Consider the following 18,075-nt stretch of genomic DNA (forward strand, 5'->3'; position numbering starts at 1 on the left):
TGTTGACTTTGATGAGTTTGATAAAGGACAGCCTGCGGATGAACTTGGTGATGGCCTTGGTGATGTACTTGTTGCTGATGGTGGCCTTGGTGATGATGTTGACCGTGGTGACCATGATGAGTTTGATGAGTTTGATAAAGAACAGCCTGCGGATGAATTTGGTGGTGGCCTTGGTGATGTACTTGTTGTTGATGACCATGGTGCTGTTGATGGCCATGATGTTGATGACCGTGATGCTGTTGATGGCCATGATGCTCATGGTGCACATGATGACCATGAACACCTTGAGGGAAGCCACCGATTCCACCAGCTACAACACCGACGCCAGGTACAGGAAATCCTGTTTGTACTCCTCCCAAGAAGGATGGAAATGTAGTTGGCATACCTACAGGTACTCCTCCTTGTGCTCCTCCTGCGAAAGATGGAAATGTAGTTGGCATACCTACAGGCACTCCTCCCTGTGCTCCTCCTACCAATGTCGGAATCCCTGTTTGTGCTCCAGCTACTGATGTTGGAATTCCTCCTTGTGCTCCTCCCATCCAACTTGGGATTCCACCATACCCGTGTTGCCCATCTCCTCCCATGAACATCATTTGTCCATAACTATCCGATCCGCCCCCGAAGAAGCCATGTGGTGCATTATTGTCCATCCCTTTCATTCCTTTCACCTCTTCTGCTCAATTTAACCTACCTTTTTTATCATATTTCCTATAGAAGAATAGGTGTTTGTCTATATGGGAATTCCGCACCTTTTTCTTCGTTCTCCATTCATGATAAACTAAATTAACTGATTATTTTATCAAAGGAGGCGTTTTCGTTGGAGAGCGTAGCAAAAGCTTCAATTGATGATTTAGATTCAATCTTACATATAGATGTCGCTGTAATCGGAGACGATAGTAGACGAAATTATATTAAACACGCTATTGATGAAGGAAACTGCATAATTGCAAAAGAGGACAATTCCATTTCTGGTTTTCTAACATACGATACAAATTTCTTTGGCTATACTTTCCTCTCATTAATCATTGTTTCGCCAACGAAAAGAAGACAAGGTCATGCAAGCTCATTAATCTCATATATGTTAAGGCATTCTCCTACTCAAAAAATATTTTCTTCAACGAACGAATCGAATACAAATATGCAAAAAGTTTTTAAAGCGAATGGATTTATGCGTAGTGGAATGATCGAAAACTTAGATGAAGATGATCCAGAGCTTATTTTTCACGCAAAAAAGCTCAGAGCATAAACGCTCTGAGCTTTTATTAATAATTAATTAGTTTGCAACAACGTTAACAAGTTTTCCAGGAACAACAATTACTTTACGAACTGTTTTCCCTTCAATTTGTTCTTTGATTTCCTCAAGTGCAAGTTGTTCCATTTCTTCTTTTGATGCGTCTTTACTCATTGTTAGTTTCGCGCGAACTTTTCCCATAATTTGAACAACGATTTCAACTTCATCTTCTACAAGTTTAGACTCATCAAATGTTGGCCAGCTTGCATATGTGATTGTTTCATTGTATCCAAGTTTGCTCCAAAGTTCTTCCCCGATATGAGGTGCAACTGGTGCAATCATTTTCACGAAACCTTCTACATATTCTTTCGGAAGTGTTTCAGCTTTGTATGCATCGTTGATGAATACCATCATTTGAGAAATCGCTGTGTTGAAGCGAAGCTCTGCATAGTCTTCTGTTACTTTCTTCACTGTTTGGTGGTAAGCTTTTTCAAGCTCTTTATTTGGTGCATCAGTAATTTTCTCACTTAATTCACCGTTATCTTGAATGAATAGGCGCCATACACGGTCTAGGAAACGACGAGCTCCGTCAAGACCATTTTCAGACCAAGCGATTGAAGCATCTAATGGTCCCATGAACATTTCGTATAGACGAAGTGTATCTGCACCGTGGCTTGCTACGATATCATCTGGGTTTACAACGTTACCTTTTGATTTACTCATTTTCTCGTTGTTTTCACCTAGAATCATACCTTGGTTGAATAATTGTTGGAACGGCTCTTTCGTTGGAACTACACCGATATCATATAATACTTTATGCCAGAAACGAGCATATAGTAAGTGAAGTACAGCGTGCTCTGCTCCGCCGATATAAATATCAACTGGAAGCCATTGTTTTACTTTTTCAGGATCTACAAGTGCTTCGCTGTTGTTTGGATCGATATAGCGTAGGTAGTACCAGCAGCTACCAGCCCATTGTGGCATTGTATTTGTTTCACGACGACCTTTTTTACCAGTTTCAGGATCAACAACATTTACCCACTCTTCAATGTTTGCAAGTGGTGACTCACCTGTACCTGAAGGACGAATGTTTTCTGTTTTCGGAAGAACTAATGGTAATTCTTCTTCTTTCACAGCTGTCATTGTGCCATCTTCCCAATGGATTACTGGAATTGGCTCACCCCAGTAACGTTGGCGGCTAAATAACCAGTCACGTAGACGGTACGTTACTTTTTGATTTCCTGCGCTTGTTACTTCAAGCCACTCAATCATTTTTACAATTGCTTCTTCTTTATTTAAACCATCAAGGAATGCTGAGTTTACGTGCGCACCATCACCTGTATACGCTTCTTTCGAAATGTCTCCGCCTTTTACAACTTCCTTCATTGGAAGATTGAACGTTGATGCGAATTCATAGTCACGCTCATCGTGAGCTGGAACTGCCATTACAGCACCTGTTCCGTAAGTTGCAAGAACATAGTCAGCGATCCAGATTGGTAATTTCTCACCATTTACTGGGTTAACTGCGTAAGCACCAGTGAATACACCAGTTTTCTCTTTCGCAAGTTCTGTACGCTCTAGGTCACTCTTCATTTTTACAGAATCAATGTAAGCTTCTACAGCTTCTTTTTGCTCTGTTGTTGTAATGTCAGCAACAAGTGCATGCTCTGGAGCAAGTACACAGTAGCTTGCACCAAATAGTGTATCAGGACGCGTTGTGAAAACTGTGAACTTCTCATCTGCACCATCGATGTTGAAGTTCACTTCTGCACCTTCAGAACGACCGATCCAGTTACGTTGCATATCTTTTAAGCTTTCTGGCCAATCAAGATCATCTAGATCTTCTAATAGACGATCTCCGTAAGCTGTAATTTTTAACATCCACTGTCTCATCGGACGACGCTCAACTGGATGTCCACCACGCTCACTCTTACCGTCAATTATTTCTTCATTCGCAAGTACTGTACCAAGTGCTGGGCACCAGTTTACAGGTACTTCATCAACGTAAGCTAAACCTTTTTCAAATAGTTTCAGGAAGATCCATTGTGTCCACTTGTAGTAGGTTGGATCTGTTGTATTTACTTCACGATCCCAATCGTAAGAGAAGCCTAATGCTTTAATTTGATTACGGAACGTATTAATATTAAGCTCTGTAAATTCTGCCGGGCTGTTTCCAGTATCTAGTGCATATTGCTCTGCTGGAAGACCGAATGCATCCCATCCCATTGGATGAAGAACGTTATACCCTTGCATACGCTTCATACGAGATAAAATATCTGTCGCTGTATATCCTTCTGGATGCCCTACGTGTAAGCCTGCACCTGATGGATATGGGAACATATCTAGTGCATAAAATTTTGGTTTTTCCGTCTCATCTGGCGTACGGAATGTTTTATTCTCTTCCCAATGACCTTGCCACTTCTTCTCAATTTCTTGATGATTAAAGCTCATGAGATACCCTCCTTGAAATTCCATTTATTTTCACCGCCCAAAATACAAAAAACCTCTCATCCCTAGAAAGGGACGAGAGGTTATAGATTCCCGCGGTACCACCCTAAATTAATGTAATATATACATTCGCTTAGATCCGTAACGTGGATTAACGGCAATTGCTACTAATGATTTCACAACTGCAACTCAAAGGCGAGTTCATAACGAAACGTGGATTGACTTGCACCGACCGTCAACTCTCTAAACCAGCTTCTATTACTACTACTCCTTCTCACTGTTATTACAAATATGAGTTAATTTAAATATATTCTAAAACATGTTACATGTTCCGTCAAACTAAACTGCAATTTTTTCTTCAACTGCTTCTTCTACTTTTACTCGTCTATCATAAATACTCGTTGCAATAAGCGCTACTACAAGCATTACCATGATCGCTATAAACAATACTTCCATATTGTATATATCAACAATTGCTCCGCCAACGACCGGTCCGAACATTTTACCTACAGTCGCCGCGCTATTTACGACCCCTTGATAAAATCCTAATTTATCTTTTGGTGCAAGTATATTTGCAATGGTCGGAACTGCCGGCCATACGAACAATTCACCAATTGTCAATGTTACCATCGCAACGAGGAACATCGTAAATTGCTGTGCTTGGCTTAACACAATGAATGACGCCGCAAAAATGACAATTCCAATCATAATTTGTTGCTTTAAAGAACGCTTCATCCAGCGAATTAGCATACTAACGAGCGGCTGCGCACAAACAATCATCGCTCCGTTTATCGTCCATAATAAACTATAGTGACGAAGGCTAATATTTAACTCTTGCATATGCGTTGCAATTGCACCTTGCCACTGTACGTATGTAACCCAGCATAAAGCATATGCTACACACACAATAAGAAGTGCTTTGAATCCAGGTGTAAGCGTCCATCCTTTTTTCGTTTCGATTTCCTTTTGCACTCCTGGCTCTTTTTTGTCTTCCATACCACGGAATCCAATAAAAGCAATTAAGAAGAAAACAAAGTATAAAATAAAGTTCGCTAAGAAAATATAATCAAAACGATATGATGCAACTAAACCACCACATGCCGTTCCAATTGCAATCCCAACGTTTTGTCCAACATACATTGCATTGAACGCTCGTCTTCCGCCTTCTGGCCAAACCGTACCAACCATCGCATACATCGATGGGAAGACCATTCCAGAACCGAAGCCGATTAATGCTAGCCACACAACATATAACGGCCAACCATGGAAAAATACAAGACCTAAAATCGATACGAGTGTAATGACAATCCCTACTAAAATTGATTTATAACCGCCCCATTTATCAAATAAAACACCGCCGAGCAAGTTTCCGATTACACCAGTAAGCGAGTTGATCATTAATACCATTCCGGCTACTGATAAAGATTTCCCTAAACTATCATGTAAGTAAATTGTATTAAAAGGCCATAAAAAAGAAGCACCCGTGACATTAATAATCATCCCAGCTACTAATAGCCATACTTTCCTTGGCATAGTCTCCCCTCCTATTCTCTTTTTTTCGTTCATATATATAACAGTAAAATTGTAGTCGTTTTTAAATAGGAAGGCAACTGATTAATAGTTGATGAAATTCAGATAATAGCACAAAGACGATTAGAATGTATTCTAATCGTCTTTGTAAAATATTAATCTATAAATAATGGAATCGTTCCCTCGCGAAAGGTTATCCAACTTCCTTTTTACGTTTTGCACTTTCTTTAGCACTCCATTTAAATATTTTGTCTAGTAGAGAGTATATTCTCCCAGACTCCTTCGTTAATAAAGGACCTAACGATGCCAATATTAAAACATATAAAGCTGAGAATGGTTTAATCGTTACCATTAAGCCACCCGCTATTCCGAGATTCGCGACAATAATGGAGAATTCCCCACGTGATATAAGTGTTAAACCGATATTCGTAGAAGCCTTATGCGATAACCCGGCTTTACGCCCTGCAATCATTCCAGCTGTAAAATTACCGATGAGAGTAATGAAAACTGCTCCTAATGCCAACCACACTGCTCCTCCAAGCGAAAACGGATCTATACTTAAACCGAAGCTGAAGAAAAATATAGCTCCAAAGAAATCACGAAACGGGACGACGAGATGCTCAATTCGATCACTATGCTCTGTTTCTGAAAAGACGAGTCCTAACAATAAAGCCCCAATCGCTTCCGCAACATGAATTGTTTCTGAAAATCCTGCTACAAAGAATAAAATAGCGAATATTACGATAATAAAAATTTCATTGGACGAAATATCTAATACTTTATTTAGGAACGGCGTAGCTTTTCTAGCGATTACAAAGAATAGTAACATATATCCTACTGCGATTAACACGGATGTAAGAGCACCTACAAATGACGTTGCACCTCCGAGTACTAATCCTGAAACAACTGATAAATATACAGCTAAAAAGATATCATCAAACATAATGATTCCTAAAATTAGTTCTGTCTCTTTATTACCCGTTCTTCTTAAATCAACGATTACTTTCGCTACAATTGCACTCGATGAGATTGTAATAATTCCAGCAATAATTAATGTTTCTAGTAAGGGGAAGCCCATTATATACCCATAAAGTAAACCTAATATGAAATTAAGCGATATATGAACACTACCCCCAAAAGCAATGGACTTTCCTGATTTAATTAATTTTTTTATCGAGAATTCTAAGCCTAAGTAGAATAGGAGGAATATGACGCCAACACGGCCGAGGAAGGAAATAACTTCTCCGCTTTCAATAAACCTTAAATCGATAAGCCCTAAATCTGGGGCATGAGGCCCCACTAGCATACCGAGTATAATGAGAAACGGAATAATCGAGAACTTTAACTTTGCAGCGAGGATAGCTGCAAAAGCTACTAATACTAACGCAGTTCCAACTTCAAAGACTAAAGTATCCATCGATTATGAGTCACCTCCTGCTGAAAGTAATTCCTTAATGATTCTTTTCACTTCATGTCTTTCACCCGATAATACGAGCATATCGCCAGCTTCAATGATAGAATCTGGGCCTGGATTAAAGAACTTCTTCATATTCTTTTTCAAAATAGCAATGATTGTTACGTTATATGTTTTTCTAACGTGTAAGCTACCAATTGTTTTTTGTATCACTGGTGCCTGATTTTCTACTTTAAACCATTCAATTGATAATCCTTCAAAAGCCATCTCAATCGTGTCTAAAGCTTGTGGCCTATATACCATCCCGCCTAATATAGCCGCAATTTGTCTTGCTTCAGAATCGCGAAGAGAAATGCTTGAAATACTCTCATCATGATCCGCATCAAAATGATACATTTCCCTTCTTCCATCATCATGAATAACAATAACCATTTTTTCATTACCCTTTGTTATCACTTCAAATTTACATCCAATGCCCGGTAGTTCACTCTCTCTAATATTCATATTCCCGCCTCCTAAAATTTTTTAGTTACGGCTCTTTCCTTTTACAAATCTACATCAATCTCTGTTTTAAACTTTTCATCTTTTGATATCCCTAAATACTTGAGCGTCTCTGACGGAGTCGCGTGATGAAAATGTTTTTGCAACAGCGCGATTGCTATTCCTCTTTTATATGCATGAAATCCAAATGTTTTTCGCATTGAATTCGTTCCAATCTTACCAAGTATCCCAACCGCTTCAGCCGCACTATGAATAACACGATAAGCTTGTTGGCGCGAAATTGAATTTGTTGTTTTATTAGATTGAAATACGTAGTTATCTCTTTGAATAGTAAAAGATTGCACATAATTCGAAAGCGCTTCTTTTACTTTTGTATTTAAATAAATATCTTGTTTAAATTTTTCATCTTTCACAGGAAGAGAATAAAATTCTTTAACAGTTCCATCTTCATTTAATACATCTTCAAATTTAATGTTCAGTAGTTCTGTAATTTTTAATCCAGTGTTAATTCCAATAACGAATAAAAGATAATCTCGCTGCGAGTGCTCTTTTAAATATTTTTTCATAGCCTCAATTTGATTTATATCTTTTAATGCCTCTACAACTTCCATACATGTATTCTCCTCATCTTATGAACAGTAATTTTCTCATTATCCTGTCCATTTTACCTTATCACGCTATAGGATTTCCATGTATTATCCATTATTTTTATAATATGCTCTTATGGTTCCGACAATTTTTAAATTGGAAATTTACAATTGTACAAATACGTTGTGGTTAGAAAAGAAATGGGGGATAAAGATTCAGCTTCTTTCTACAGATTGGATTCCTCCTTTCATTTTCCAGCTGCTGACACCTTTATATTATGTTACTTACTTACATTATATTATATATTTTAGTAACATAAAAGTATTTTATCTGAAAATAATAAAAACCGAGCAGTTTCGCTCGGTTTTTTATTAATCTTCTTTCGGAAGAACAATTCCTTTATACAATTGAACTGTAATGAAGTAATAAATCGCGTAAATGACTACGAAAATTATTATCGGTAACCAAATACGGAAGTACGGATCCATTAAAATAAATCCAAAAATATTCATACCAACTAATACGTGAGCGATACCTACAATAGCTGGGAATAAGAATACTAAGAATAACTCTTTATAAATCGATTTCGTTAATAACTCACGGCGCACACCGATTTTACGAAGCATTTGATAGCGCGTAATATCTTTTGATGCACCAGAAAGAATTTTAAACATTAAGCAACTTGCCATCATTGCTAAGAAAGCAATTCCAAGGAAGAAGCCCATAAACACTGTTCCACTCGCAACACCATAGAACATATCGTACGCCTGATATTTACTGCTCATTTGCTCAGCTTTTACATTTTTATATTTAACTAGCTGCAACTCGTCAAGTTTTTTCCATTCTTTTGTATATGCTACAAAATCATCTGTTTTTCCGATAAATGCTATACCTTCTTTACCATTTATCCCATCGTACATTTTTTGATCTACAATTTTAATTGCATGATCTTCGTATATATAATATGGATGGATTGTACTAAAAGCATCAACCCATTCTTCTGAAAGTTCTTTAGCATTCGCATCTTTTTCATTCATTTCTCTAGAAACTGCACCTACTGGTAGTTCCTCTGAAACTTTCTTCGTATTCACTAAATCCTTCATCGACTTCATATTTGCCATATCTTTTACGAAAGGACGATTTTTCTCTAAATCTTCTTTTACATAATAAACGTATTTATTATCCATTTTGTAACGGTATTCACTTTTCTCTTTAAATGTAATACCATCTAAAATCTTCTTTTCTTCAGCCGTAGGATTATGAACAACTGAATCGTATATTACTAAACCATCAACCATTTTTATAACGTTATTTTTAAACGCCATACCACCTGAAATTGCACCAGCTCCAAGCGCAACTAACATCGCTACTGTTGCAAGTACCTTTGTTAAACTATTAATACGGAAGTTTAACTGCGCGAAAGTAAAAGCGTTAAGTCCTTTTTCACTACGTTTTTTATTGCTCTTTAACTTTTTAATAATAACTGGGAGAAGTGATCCAAATAACATATAAGTACCAGCTGTTGTTGTAATTAATGCAATTATAATTCCCATTTCTTTCAGTTTATCCATATAAATCATAGATGCATAGCCAATTCCTACTAAAATAACGGCAAAGAATGCAACTACACCTGTCATTTTTCCTTTTACTGCCACACGCTCTGTTTGTGCATCTGCATGTACAAGCTGCAGTACAGAAATACGTGATAACTTAATACTGTTCATAATTGCCGATAATACAAATAGTGCGAAGAAGAAAATACATGTAATAGTCATTGAGGGGATATAAAATGCTTTATAGCCATCACCAGCAAATTCAAGCTGCTTCATTAATAATTGCCCAATCCCCCCGGCAAGTCCTACACCAACTGCAATTCCAATCACAAGAGACGCAGCACCTAATACGATTGTTTCAATGAACATAAGTAATGTAACTTTATGCTTTTTCGCACCTAACATCATGTACATACCAAACTCTTTTTGGCGAAGAGATAGTAAGAAAGAGTTTGCATATAAAATGTAGAAGAACGTTATAATTGCTAATAAAAATGAACCTGCTTGGAATACGAAGCCAATAGACTTAATGACAGAATTGGATTCAATAAACGCTTTATTCAGCGCTAACGTTTGAAACATATAAAAAATTGAAATAGACATAACAAGACCGACAAGTAAGACGATATAATCCTTTAGCTTACTTTTCAGCCCTGACATGGAAAGTTTAAATAACATGCCTGAACCTCCTTTCTTATGCTTTTTGTGTACCTAAATCTGCAAGCACATCTAAAATTTCTTTATAAAACTCTTCACGCGTACCACCGCGGTGAATTTCTTTATACAGCTCACCATCTTGAATGAATAAAATACGTTGACAGTAACTTGCACTGTACGGATCATGCGTAACCATCATAATAGATACGCCTTGTTCTTCATTTAAGTTTGTCATCGCATCAAGTAAACTTGCTGCATTTTTAGAATCAAGAGCTCCTGTTGGCTCGTCCCCTAAAATAATTGCTGGTTCATGTACTAGTGCACGCGCTGCTGCTGAACGCTGTTTCTGTCCACCGGATACTTCAGTTGGATACTTTTGAAGTATCTCTGAAATCCCTAACATATCCGCTACCTTCTCTACTTTCGGGCCAATATTACGTGATGGAACACCTTGAAGGGAAAGGGGAAGTGCAATGTTCTCATAAATAGATAAGTTCTCTAATAAGTTAAAATCTTGGAAGATGAATCCTAATTTTTGTGAGCGGAAATCAGATAGCTCACCTTGCTTCATTTTCGTAATGTCCGTACCCGCAATTTCAACAACGCCGCCCGTTGCTTTATCAAGCGTTGAAATTACATTTAATAATGTCGTTTTACCAGAACCAGAAGGTCCCATAATACCAACAAACTCACCCTCTTGAATTGAGAATGATACGCCTTTTAAAGCATGTGATTGGTTCTCACCTTTTTTACCGTACACTTTTTGAACGTTTTTCACGTCTACAACTGGTTTCGTCATATATATCCTCCTACGCTTGTTTTTCCATTACCTATTTTGCGCCTTTTGGAGGTGAACTGCTATTTATTAACATTACAATTACCTTACACTTTTGTAATAAAAAAAACCCAGGTCATATTGCGACCTGGGTTACTCTGATTGCTTCGATTTTTGAGGTTGTCCTTTTTTACTGTTACGCTGTTTCACTTGAACCACTGGATCAAGTTCATTTGAAAATTCAGCGTTATGTCCATTTTGTGTTTTTTGCTCTGGATTATTTTGATCTGAACGTTTCGCCATTACATTCACTCCTTATTAGTGCGGTGTAATAATCATTTGATGTTGCAATTGGCGAATTGCCATACGTGCTCTATTTAACTGCTCACGCTGCTCATCATTCGCATGTTGCTGCATCGTTTGTAAGTCATTATATGCTTGTTCTAATTGCAACTGAGCATCCGAATACTCCATCGTATTGTAATGTTCTTGTCTCATGCCTTGATCTAATTGTTCTTTCGCATATTCCACCGCTTGTTCTGCCTGTGTAATATACTCTTCAAGTGATTGACGCTCTGCCATAATTGTCCCTCCTTGCTTCAATTCCCCTTTAGTGTGTCCCTTCCATATGAACCTTATGAGTATGTTATAATGGATTTTGTTTCATCCCGTAAACGCCCGATTGGTGAGGGCTAATAATCAGTGGGAATGGACAAAGCAGCCACTGATTAAAGTTTCACTTTATTTTGACTCGTCTTAGGAGGGAAAATAATGAAGGTTCAAAACCCTTTTCCATATACAAATGACAATAAGCGTTATCATACATGGAATTACCACTTACGAAATGAATTTGGTGAAAAAATCTTTAAAGTTTCATTAGATGCTGGCTTCGATTGCCCGAACCGCGACGGTACAGTCGCTTACGGCGGCTGCACATTTTGCAGTGCCGCTGGATCTGGTGACTTTGCAGGTGATCGCCGTGATGATGTAATCACGCAATATCATGAAATGAAAGAAAAAATGCACTCAAAGTGGAAAGACGGAAAATGTATTGCTTATTTCCAAGCGTACACAAATACACATGCTCCACTTGAAGTGTTAAAAGAAAAATTCGAACCGCTTCTAGCAGAAAAAGACGTTGTCGGTCTTTCTATCGCAACTCGTCCAGATTGCTTACCGAACGATGTCGTTGAATATTTAGCGGACTTAAATAAACGCACGTATCTTTGGGTTGAACTCGGACTACAAACTGTTCATGAACGTACTGCAAATCTTATTAATCGTGCTCACGATTATCCATCGTACGTTGAAGGCGTAAATAAATTACGCAAGTACGGCATTAGAGTTTGCTCTCATATTATTAACGGACTTCCACTTGAAAATTACGACATGATGATGGAAACAACTCGTGAAGTAGCAAAGCTTGACATACAAGGAATTAAAATTCATTTACTTCATTTATTAAAAGGAACGCCAATGGTGAAGCAATATGAAAAAGGACAACTAGAATTCTTATCTCTTGAAGATTACGTAAGTCTCGTTGTCGACCAACTTGAAATGATTCCAGAAGACGTAATTGTGCACCGCATCACAGGTGACGGTCCACCTGATTTAATGATCGGCCCAATGTGGAGCTTAAATAAATGGGAAGTATTAAATTCCATCGATGGAGAATTCGTACGCCGCGGAAGCTGGCAAGGAAAATATGCAAATGAGGAGAAACAAGCATGAAATTAGAACGTGTATTACCGTTTGCGTGCGCACTCTTGCAAACGGCAGTTAAAGAAGGCGATTATGCTGTAGATGCAACACTTGGCAATGGTCATGACACATGTTTTCTAGCCGAAATCGTTGGAGATAACGGAAAAGTATTTGGATTTGATATTCAAAAGGAAGCAATCGAAAGTTCTACTATCCGCCTAAAAGAAAAAGAACTTTTCGAACGTACTGTTTTAGTTCATGATAGTCACGATACACTTTTATCCGTACTACCAGAAGAAGCAAAAGGAAAAGTAACAGGAGCAATCTTCAACTTAGGTTACCTTCCTGGCGGTGACAAACATATCGTCACAAAACCGAACTCAACAATCTCGGCTATCGAACAATTATTAGACGTAATGGCACCAGAAGGTATCATCGTCCTTGTCATTTACCACGGTCATCCAGAAGGACAAGTAGAACGTGATGCGGTTCTCAAATTCGCCGAAGAACTAGACCAAAAGCAAGCTCACGTACTAAGATACGGCTTCATTAACCAGCAAAACAACCCGCCATTTATTGTGGCGATTGAGAAGCGATAAAGTGAAACTTTAATCAGTGGGGAGGTTCATCCCCCACTGATTATTAGTTGAACCAATCGGGCGTTTACGGACAGTTTATCTCCCACCTAACTTCTTTGCTCCAACCGAATTTTGAGGTGGGAGTGTTACTGCCCGTTAATGCGGGATAATATATCGACGATTCGACAAAACATAACAAAAAAAGACGTGCACTCACTGCACGTCTTTTTTTATTCTCCTATATAATGGATATATACAATATTTGAAGAAAGAAGGATAGAACTTTGCTAGTAGAACTAAAGGGAATTCAAAAGAAGTACGGCAAATCACTTATACTAGACAACATCGATTTATCCATTCCAGAAGGCGAAGCAATCGCTATTATTGGTGGGAACGGGACTGGAAAAAGTACTTTACTCAAAATAATTGCAGGCTTTATTTCACCTACGGCGGGGACACTTCAAAGAAAAGAACATATGCAAATCGGCTATGTACCTGAACATTTTCCTGAAGGAATTCGGTTTACATTAGAGGATTATTTATATCATCTTGGCCACATTCACGGTTTACCAACAAAATATTTAAGAAATAAAATTCCGATGCTCCTTGAATCTTTTCATTTACATCATGCAAGGCATTCCATTGTACGAAACTTTTCAAAAGGTATGAAACAAAAAACAGGCATCATGCAAGCATTACTTACAGACGTCCATTTATTAATTTTAGACGAGCCGCTTTCTGGACTCGATCCTAACTCTCAGCAAGAACTAGAACACATTTTACTTTCATTAAAACAACAAGGCATATCTGTACTCTTCACATGTCACGAAAAACAACTACTAGAAAACTTCGCCCAGAGAATTGTGACGTTAGCAAATTATACGATCGTAGAAGATACCTCTGTGCAAAAATCAATAGAACAAGTCTATATTGAGGCAATCGTCCATGAAACATTTTCAGCGATAGAACTACAACAACAATCAGGGATTATACATGTTACTCACAATTCAAATCAAAACCTCATTCAGTTACAAATCGAGAAAGATTGTACAAACGAAATACTCCAGTTTTTATTACATAAAAAAGCATCTATTACACTGCTACAACCTAATTTTTAAATCGAAAGAAGGTTTATTATGTTTGCGCTTATTCGTTACCATTTTCTCGACTACACAAAATCGTATAAGTACGTCCCTCCTATTGTGATGTACTTCGTGAGCTTACTTTTTGTATACGCGTATAAACCGACTCCCATTGTACCGACATATTTAGAAACGGCACTCGCACTTTATTTACTGTCTGCCTGGATTACAGTTACAATTTTTCATACAGAAGACCCTGTACAAGAACAAATTACTATTTCACATACGAATAATATTTCAGCATTATACTTCGGTAAATATATTACAGCCCTTCTTATTTGTACTGTTTTATCTGTCATATCCATCAGCTACCCAATTGTCTTACAAATGTTCAATGAAAAAATGACAGCTTCTTTATTTCTAGTCGGATTTCTGGCTCATATGTCTTTATCTATACTGGGGATTTCAATCGCAACATTATTTACAAGAAATATTATTCAAAAAGCAAGCACTGCTTGGCTTAGTCTTACATTTATATTACTTATAACGATCGCCTCAATCCGGTTTAAAAAAGAGCTACTGTGGTTTTTACCACCTGTCGAAAGCTTTATAATGCTTGGACAATACAAATATAATATACTTACTCACACTCTATGGCTCACAGCTTGGGCTATCGTCTATTCATTTTTATTACTTACTTTATTTCTTTTTCTCGTTCGCAGCAAACGTTTTTGATTACATATTAAAGGGGACTAAACAATGATCGGAATACTAGCAGGAATGGGTCCAAAATCAACTGGACCATTCGTCGATACAGTTGTAGCACAATGCCAACAAATATATGGAGCAAAGCATGATATGGACTTTCCTCATATGATGATTTATTCGTGCCCAACACCGTTTTATATGGATCGCCCCATTGATCATGCGGCGATGAAAAAAGCGATTATTGAAGGGGGACAAAAACTTGAAAGTACTGGCGTAGACTTTATAGCTATGCCTTGCAATACGGCGCATCTTTATTTTGAAGAATTACAGCATTCTCTTTCCATTCCGATTTTAAATATAGTCGATGAGACGTTAAAAGCAATTCCTGAAAATGCAAAAAGAGTCGCTCTTCTCGCAACAGAAGCAACTGTTCAAGCGGGTATTTACCAAGACGGGATTGCAAAACGTAATATAGAGCACATTCATAATGAAAAATGGCAGGAAATGATTAATCAAATTATTACTTGTATTAAATCTGGAGAAATTGAAGAAGCTCGCAAATTATGGAGTGTGCTCATTTTACAGTTGAAAGATGAAGTAGATACCTCTATTATCGCATGTACCGATTTGAATGTGGTGGCAAGTGAGGACTTTGTCGACTCCTCTCAATGTCTTGCTGAGGCAGTTGTTAAAATGTATTTATCAAATACAAAGAGATCTTCATAAGCATAAAACACATCCCTTTTGAAATGTGTTTTATGTTTGATGAAAATCCCCAAGACTTTTAACTTTTTTCACAATTCTTTCAAAGTATCCACACTTAATCTCGCTATATTAAATAAGTAGTTTATTCATATAGGGAAGGTTAGGGGAACTGAAGTATGAAACAAAATCGTTCACTTCATTACATTTTTTGGCGTTGGCATTTTTATGCTGGACTTTTTATTACGCCGCTTCTTATTACTTTGTCACTGAGCGGCATTGGGTATTTATTTCGGGAAGAAGTTGAAGATTTCGTCTATAAAGATTTATATTTTGGGAAGAGCGCCCAAACAGAATCTATTTCGATGGCTGATTCTATTTCATTAACAGAGACAAAATATCCACATTATAGTGTGGCGAAAATTAGTGAGTTTAATGGAGATTATAATACGAGGCTTACAATCGCAAATGAATATACAGGAACGCAGAAATATGTTTATTTAGACAGCAACAACCAAATTGTTGGGGATCAAAATGCAGATGAAACGTTCGCAAATATTATGCGGGAATTACATAGTTCCCTTTTAGTAGGCGGTACTGTCGTCAACTATTTAGTAGAACTTGCTGCGTGCTGGACCATTTTCTTAATCGTAACTGGTTTATATATGAGTATACGCCAATTTAAAAACACACCATCATCCAATAAGCGAGAAAAAGCAAAACGACGTCATTCTATCATCGGTATTATATTTACAATTCCTCTCGTTCTTTTAGTCGTTACTGGATTACCTTGGTCAGCTTTTATGGGGAAACAAATTTATAATATCGCAACGTCAAATGAATCACTTGGATATCCGAAATTGTATATGTCAGCACCTGAGTCAAAATTTAAGGAATTACCGTGGGCAACAAGGCAAGAAAATCCTCCTGAATCTAACTCAAATGAGCCAAAAGCAATCTCAGTTGATGAATTACAAAAAGAAGTTCAAATAAAGAAGCCATATGTTATCTCACTGCCAGCTGATCCAAAAGGTGTATTCATTATTTCAAAATCAAGCGGCTCTGGTATTACAGGCATGCACGTAGCACCTAATGAAGAAATTACAGCGTACTTTGATCAATATAGCGGAGAGCTTATTTCTAAAACAGACTATCGTGACTACGGATTATTTGCAAAGTGGTTCTCTTACGGTATCCCGCTTCACGAAGGACATTTATTTGGATGGCCTAATAAAATATTATGCTTACTAACAACATTATCATTATTACTTCTTATGTATTTCGGAGTGAAAATGTGGTTAGCAAGAAAACCGAAAGGCAAATTAGCAGCACCTCCGAAGCAAAAAGATAAGAAAAGCATATTCGTTTTCTTTATCATGATGGTTATACTGGGCACTGTAATGCCTTTATTCGGACTATCTGTTTTAGTTATCTTCACAATTGAACTTCTCATATACGTATTTTCAAAAATACGATCATAATAAAAAGAAAACCACTCCATATGAGTGGTTTTCTTCATCACTGCGCCATTTTCTTTCGGTACATCTTCCCGTTCCAATAGAAGAATCGTGAAGTGAGCCCTCCGTATTTTACAATACGCCGTGCCATTTTGTGCATATTCTTTTGCGCCGATACTTTTTGGTCTGATAAGTAAATACCAAGTAATCCTCGGCTTATGAGACGATGAAACTTCGCATGAGGCAAATTACCAATGCTCTTCTCTGCTTCTTCTACAAAATGTTTCATACGATCTAATATGGCTTGCTCATTTTCGTAATAACTACAGAAATTCAAATCCCCGCCTATGCGATCTTCTTCTTGATCGATGAAATAATCAAGTAAAATGTGAAGTCCTTGTACGTAAGGAAAATATCCTTGTCTAATTTTCTCAATATCCTCATCATGTAATTCATCATGAAATGCATATGCCACAAGACAAAAGATTCCTAAAGTTGATCCTGCACAAGCCGAAAATTCAAACCAGCTCATCGGCGGCAAGTTTTCTTTATGAGCTTCAAACCATGTTTTTAGACGCGGTTCTCTTTCTTCTAATTTCACGTGTTTATGAATTTGCAAATCACAATAATAACAAGCAAGCTCATGAAGAATTGGAGCAATTTTATCATAATGCTTCGTTTTCTTTAAAACATCTTGGCATGTTTCAACGAGCTCATCTAAATAACCACCATCATCTTGATCATCACGATAACGATAATAATTACCGCCTCCTTCAACTTCAGGACTTAATGCCATTACCATCGACTCATGAAGAGCTGCAAAGTCTTTCGGATCAAGTGATGTACTGCGATCACATAAATTATCTAAGTAGTCGCTAATCGTTTGATACGCTACAATAAAACGAATACATTCCTCTCGATGTTCATTTGCTAGCAACGCTAAAATGCCACCGCCCTCGCAATGAAACGTTTTATTCTCAATACTTGCGATTGCCTGACTATGAAGCTCATCATTCGGAATATGGTAGGCACGCTCTTTCCACATCGCTAGCTCATGGTGTACAACCGGAAACACATCACGGTATACTTTCGCCATGAGCGTTATGGGATTACTCGGTACGTTCACTTCTTCCTTCATCTCCTCTATTAA

17 protein-coding genes, 1 pseudogene and 1 other annotated feature are annotated in these 18,075 nt (G+C 37.6%); of the genes and pseudogenes, 7 read left to right on the forward strand and 11 right to left on the reverse strand.

All coding sequences use genetic code 11. The features are described 5' to 3' along the window. A pseudogene (locus tag MR071_RS09520) lies at window positions 1-659 on the reverse strand (VrrB protein); the annotation flags it as partial. Between the two features lie 158 nt (window positions 660-817). Between MR071_RS09520 and MR071_RS09525 the strand changes: the two are divergent. After that, window positions 818-1,246, forward strand: a complete 429-nt coding sequence (locus MR071_RS09525; RefSeq protein ID WP_105585981.1) for a GNAT family N-acetyltransferase — start codon at window positions 818-820, stop codon at window positions 1,244-1,246. A gap of 27 nt (window positions 1,247-1,273) precedes the next feature. On the opposite strand, the gene leuS is transcribed toward MR071_RS09525, so the two are convergent. The 9 genes from leuS to MR071_RS09570 form a co-directional block, all read right to left on the reverse strand. Next, on the reverse strand, window positions 1,274-3,682 hold the full coding sequence (leuS, locus tag MR071_RS09530) for a leucine--tRNA ligase (RefSeq protein ID WP_105585980.1): 2,409 nt from the start codon (window positions 3,680-3,682) through the stop codon (window positions 1,274-1,276). A gap of 65 nt (window positions 3,683-3,747) precedes the next feature. Continuing rightward, window positions 3,748-3,966 (reverse strand) — a binding site (T-box leader). Window positions 3,967-4,018: 52 nt separating this feature from the next. Continuing rightward, on the reverse strand, window positions 4,019-5,212 hold the full coding sequence (locus tag MR071_RS09535; protein ID WP_105585979.1) for an MDR family MFS transporter: 1,194 nt from the start codon (window positions 5,210-5,212) through the stop codon (window positions 4,019-4,021). Between the two features lie 190 nt (window positions 5,213-5,402). Continuing rightward, window positions 5,403-6,626 (reverse strand): cation:proton antiporter, encoded by a 1,224-nt coding sequence (locus MR071_RS09540; protein ID WP_105585978.1) that lies wholly within the window; start codon window positions 6,624-6,626, stop codon window positions 5,403-5,405. 3 nt (window positions 6,627-6,629) lie between these two features. Then, window positions 6,630-7,127: a cation:proton antiporter regulatory subunit gene (locus MR071_RS09545; RefSeq protein WP_105585977.1), complete on the reverse strand. Its 498-nt coding sequence runs from the start codon at window positions 7,125-7,127 to the stop codon at window positions 6,630-6,632. A gap of 41 nt (window positions 7,128-7,168) precedes the next feature. Continuing rightward, complete coding sequence (locus MR071_RS09550) at window positions 7,169-7,735, reverse strand: tyrosine-type recombinase/integrase (RefSeq protein ID WP_105585976.1); 567 nt, start codon at window positions 7,733-7,735, stop codon at window positions 7,169-7,171. A gap of 348 nt (window positions 7,736-8,083) precedes the next feature. Next, a complete protein-coding gene (locus MR071_RS09555; RefSeq protein ID WP_105585975.1) occupies window positions 8,084-9,943 on the reverse strand; it encodes an FtsX-like permease family protein in 1,860 nt (619 codons plus the stop codon). Window positions 9,944-9,959: 16 nt separating this feature from the next. After that, a complete protein-coding gene (locus MR071_RS09560; protein WP_105585974.1) occupies window positions 9,960-10,721 on the reverse strand; it encodes an ABC transporter ATP-binding protein in 762 nt (253 codons plus the stop codon). Window positions 10,722-10,850: 129 nt separating this feature from the next. Next, window positions 10,851-11,000 carry a hypothetical protein gene (locus tag MR071_RS09565; RefSeq protein ID WP_001129344.1) on the reverse strand — a complete coding sequence of 50 codons (150 nt, stop codon included), beginning with the start codon at window positions 10,998-11,000 and terminating at the stop codon, window positions 10,851-10,853. A gap of 15 nt (window positions 11,001-11,015) precedes the next feature. Beyond that, window positions 11,016-11,279, reverse strand: coding sequence for a YtzC family protein (locus tag MR071_RS09570; protein WP_002089099.1), 264 nt, complete (start codon window positions 11,277-11,279; stop codon window positions 11,016-11,018). Between the two features lie 189 nt (window positions 11,280-11,468). Here MR071_RS09570 and mnmL point away from each other — a divergent pair, with 189 nt between their 5' ends. From mnmL to MR071_RS09600, 6 genes are all read left to right on the forward strand, one after another. After that, window positions 11,469-12,428: a tRNA modification radical SAM protein MnmL/YtqA gene (gene mnmL / locus MR071_RS09575; protein ID WP_105585973.1), complete on the forward strand. Its 960-nt coding sequence runs from the start codon at window positions 11,469-11,471 to the stop codon at window positions 12,426-12,428. Further along, window positions 12,425-12,997, forward strand: a complete 573-nt coding sequence (gene mnmM, locus MR071_RS09580; protein WP_105585972.1) for a tRNA 5-(aminomethyl)-2-thiouridylate-methyltransferase MnmM — start codon at window positions 12,425-12,427, stop codon at window positions 12,995-12,997. The genes mnmL and mnmM overlap by 4 nt, the downstream gene beginning before the upstream one ends. Before the next feature lie 263 nt (window positions 12,998-13,260). Continuing rightward, window positions 13,261-14,094 carry an ABC transporter ATP-binding protein gene (locus MR071_RS09585; protein WP_105585971.1) on the forward strand — a complete coding sequence of 278 codons (834 nt, stop codon included), beginning with the start codon at window positions 13,261-13,263 and terminating at the stop codon, window positions 14,092-14,094. 18 nt (window positions 14,095-14,112) lie between these two features. Further along, window positions 14,113-14,793 carry an ABC transporter permease gene (locus tag MR071_RS09590; protein ID WP_105585970.1) on the forward strand — a complete coding sequence of 227 codons (681 nt, stop codon included), beginning with the start codon at window positions 14,113-14,115 and terminating at the stop codon, window positions 14,791-14,793. A 24-nt stretch (window positions 14,794-14,817) separates the two neighbouring features. Beyond that, a complete protein-coding gene (locus tag MR071_RS09595) occupies window positions 14,818-15,492 on the forward strand; it encodes an aspartate/glutamate racemase family protein (protein WP_242235819.1) in 675 nt (224 codons plus the stop codon). A gap of 155 nt (window positions 15,493-15,647) precedes the next feature. After that, a complete protein-coding gene (locus MR071_RS09600) occupies window positions 15,648-16,949 on the forward strand; it encodes a PepSY-associated TM helix domain-containing protein (RefSeq protein ID WP_105585968.1) in 1,302 nt (433 codons plus the stop codon). A 37-nt stretch (window positions 16,950-16,986) separates the two neighbouring features. On the opposite strand, the gene MR071_RS09605 is transcribed toward MR071_RS09600, so the two are convergent. Beyond that, window positions 16,987-18,051, reverse strand: a complete 1,065-nt coding sequence (locus MR071_RS09605) for a tetraprenyl-beta-curcumene synthase family protein (RefSeq protein ID WP_242235822.1) — start codon at window positions 18,049-18,051, stop codon at window positions 16,987-16,989. Between the last annotated feature and the right edge of the window lie 24 nt (window positions 18,052-18,075).

This window comes from Bacillus cereus group sp. BfR-BA-01316 (assembly GCF_022664195.1).
GTDB lineage: Bacteria > Bacillota > Bacilli > Bacillales > Bacillaceae_G > Bacillus_A.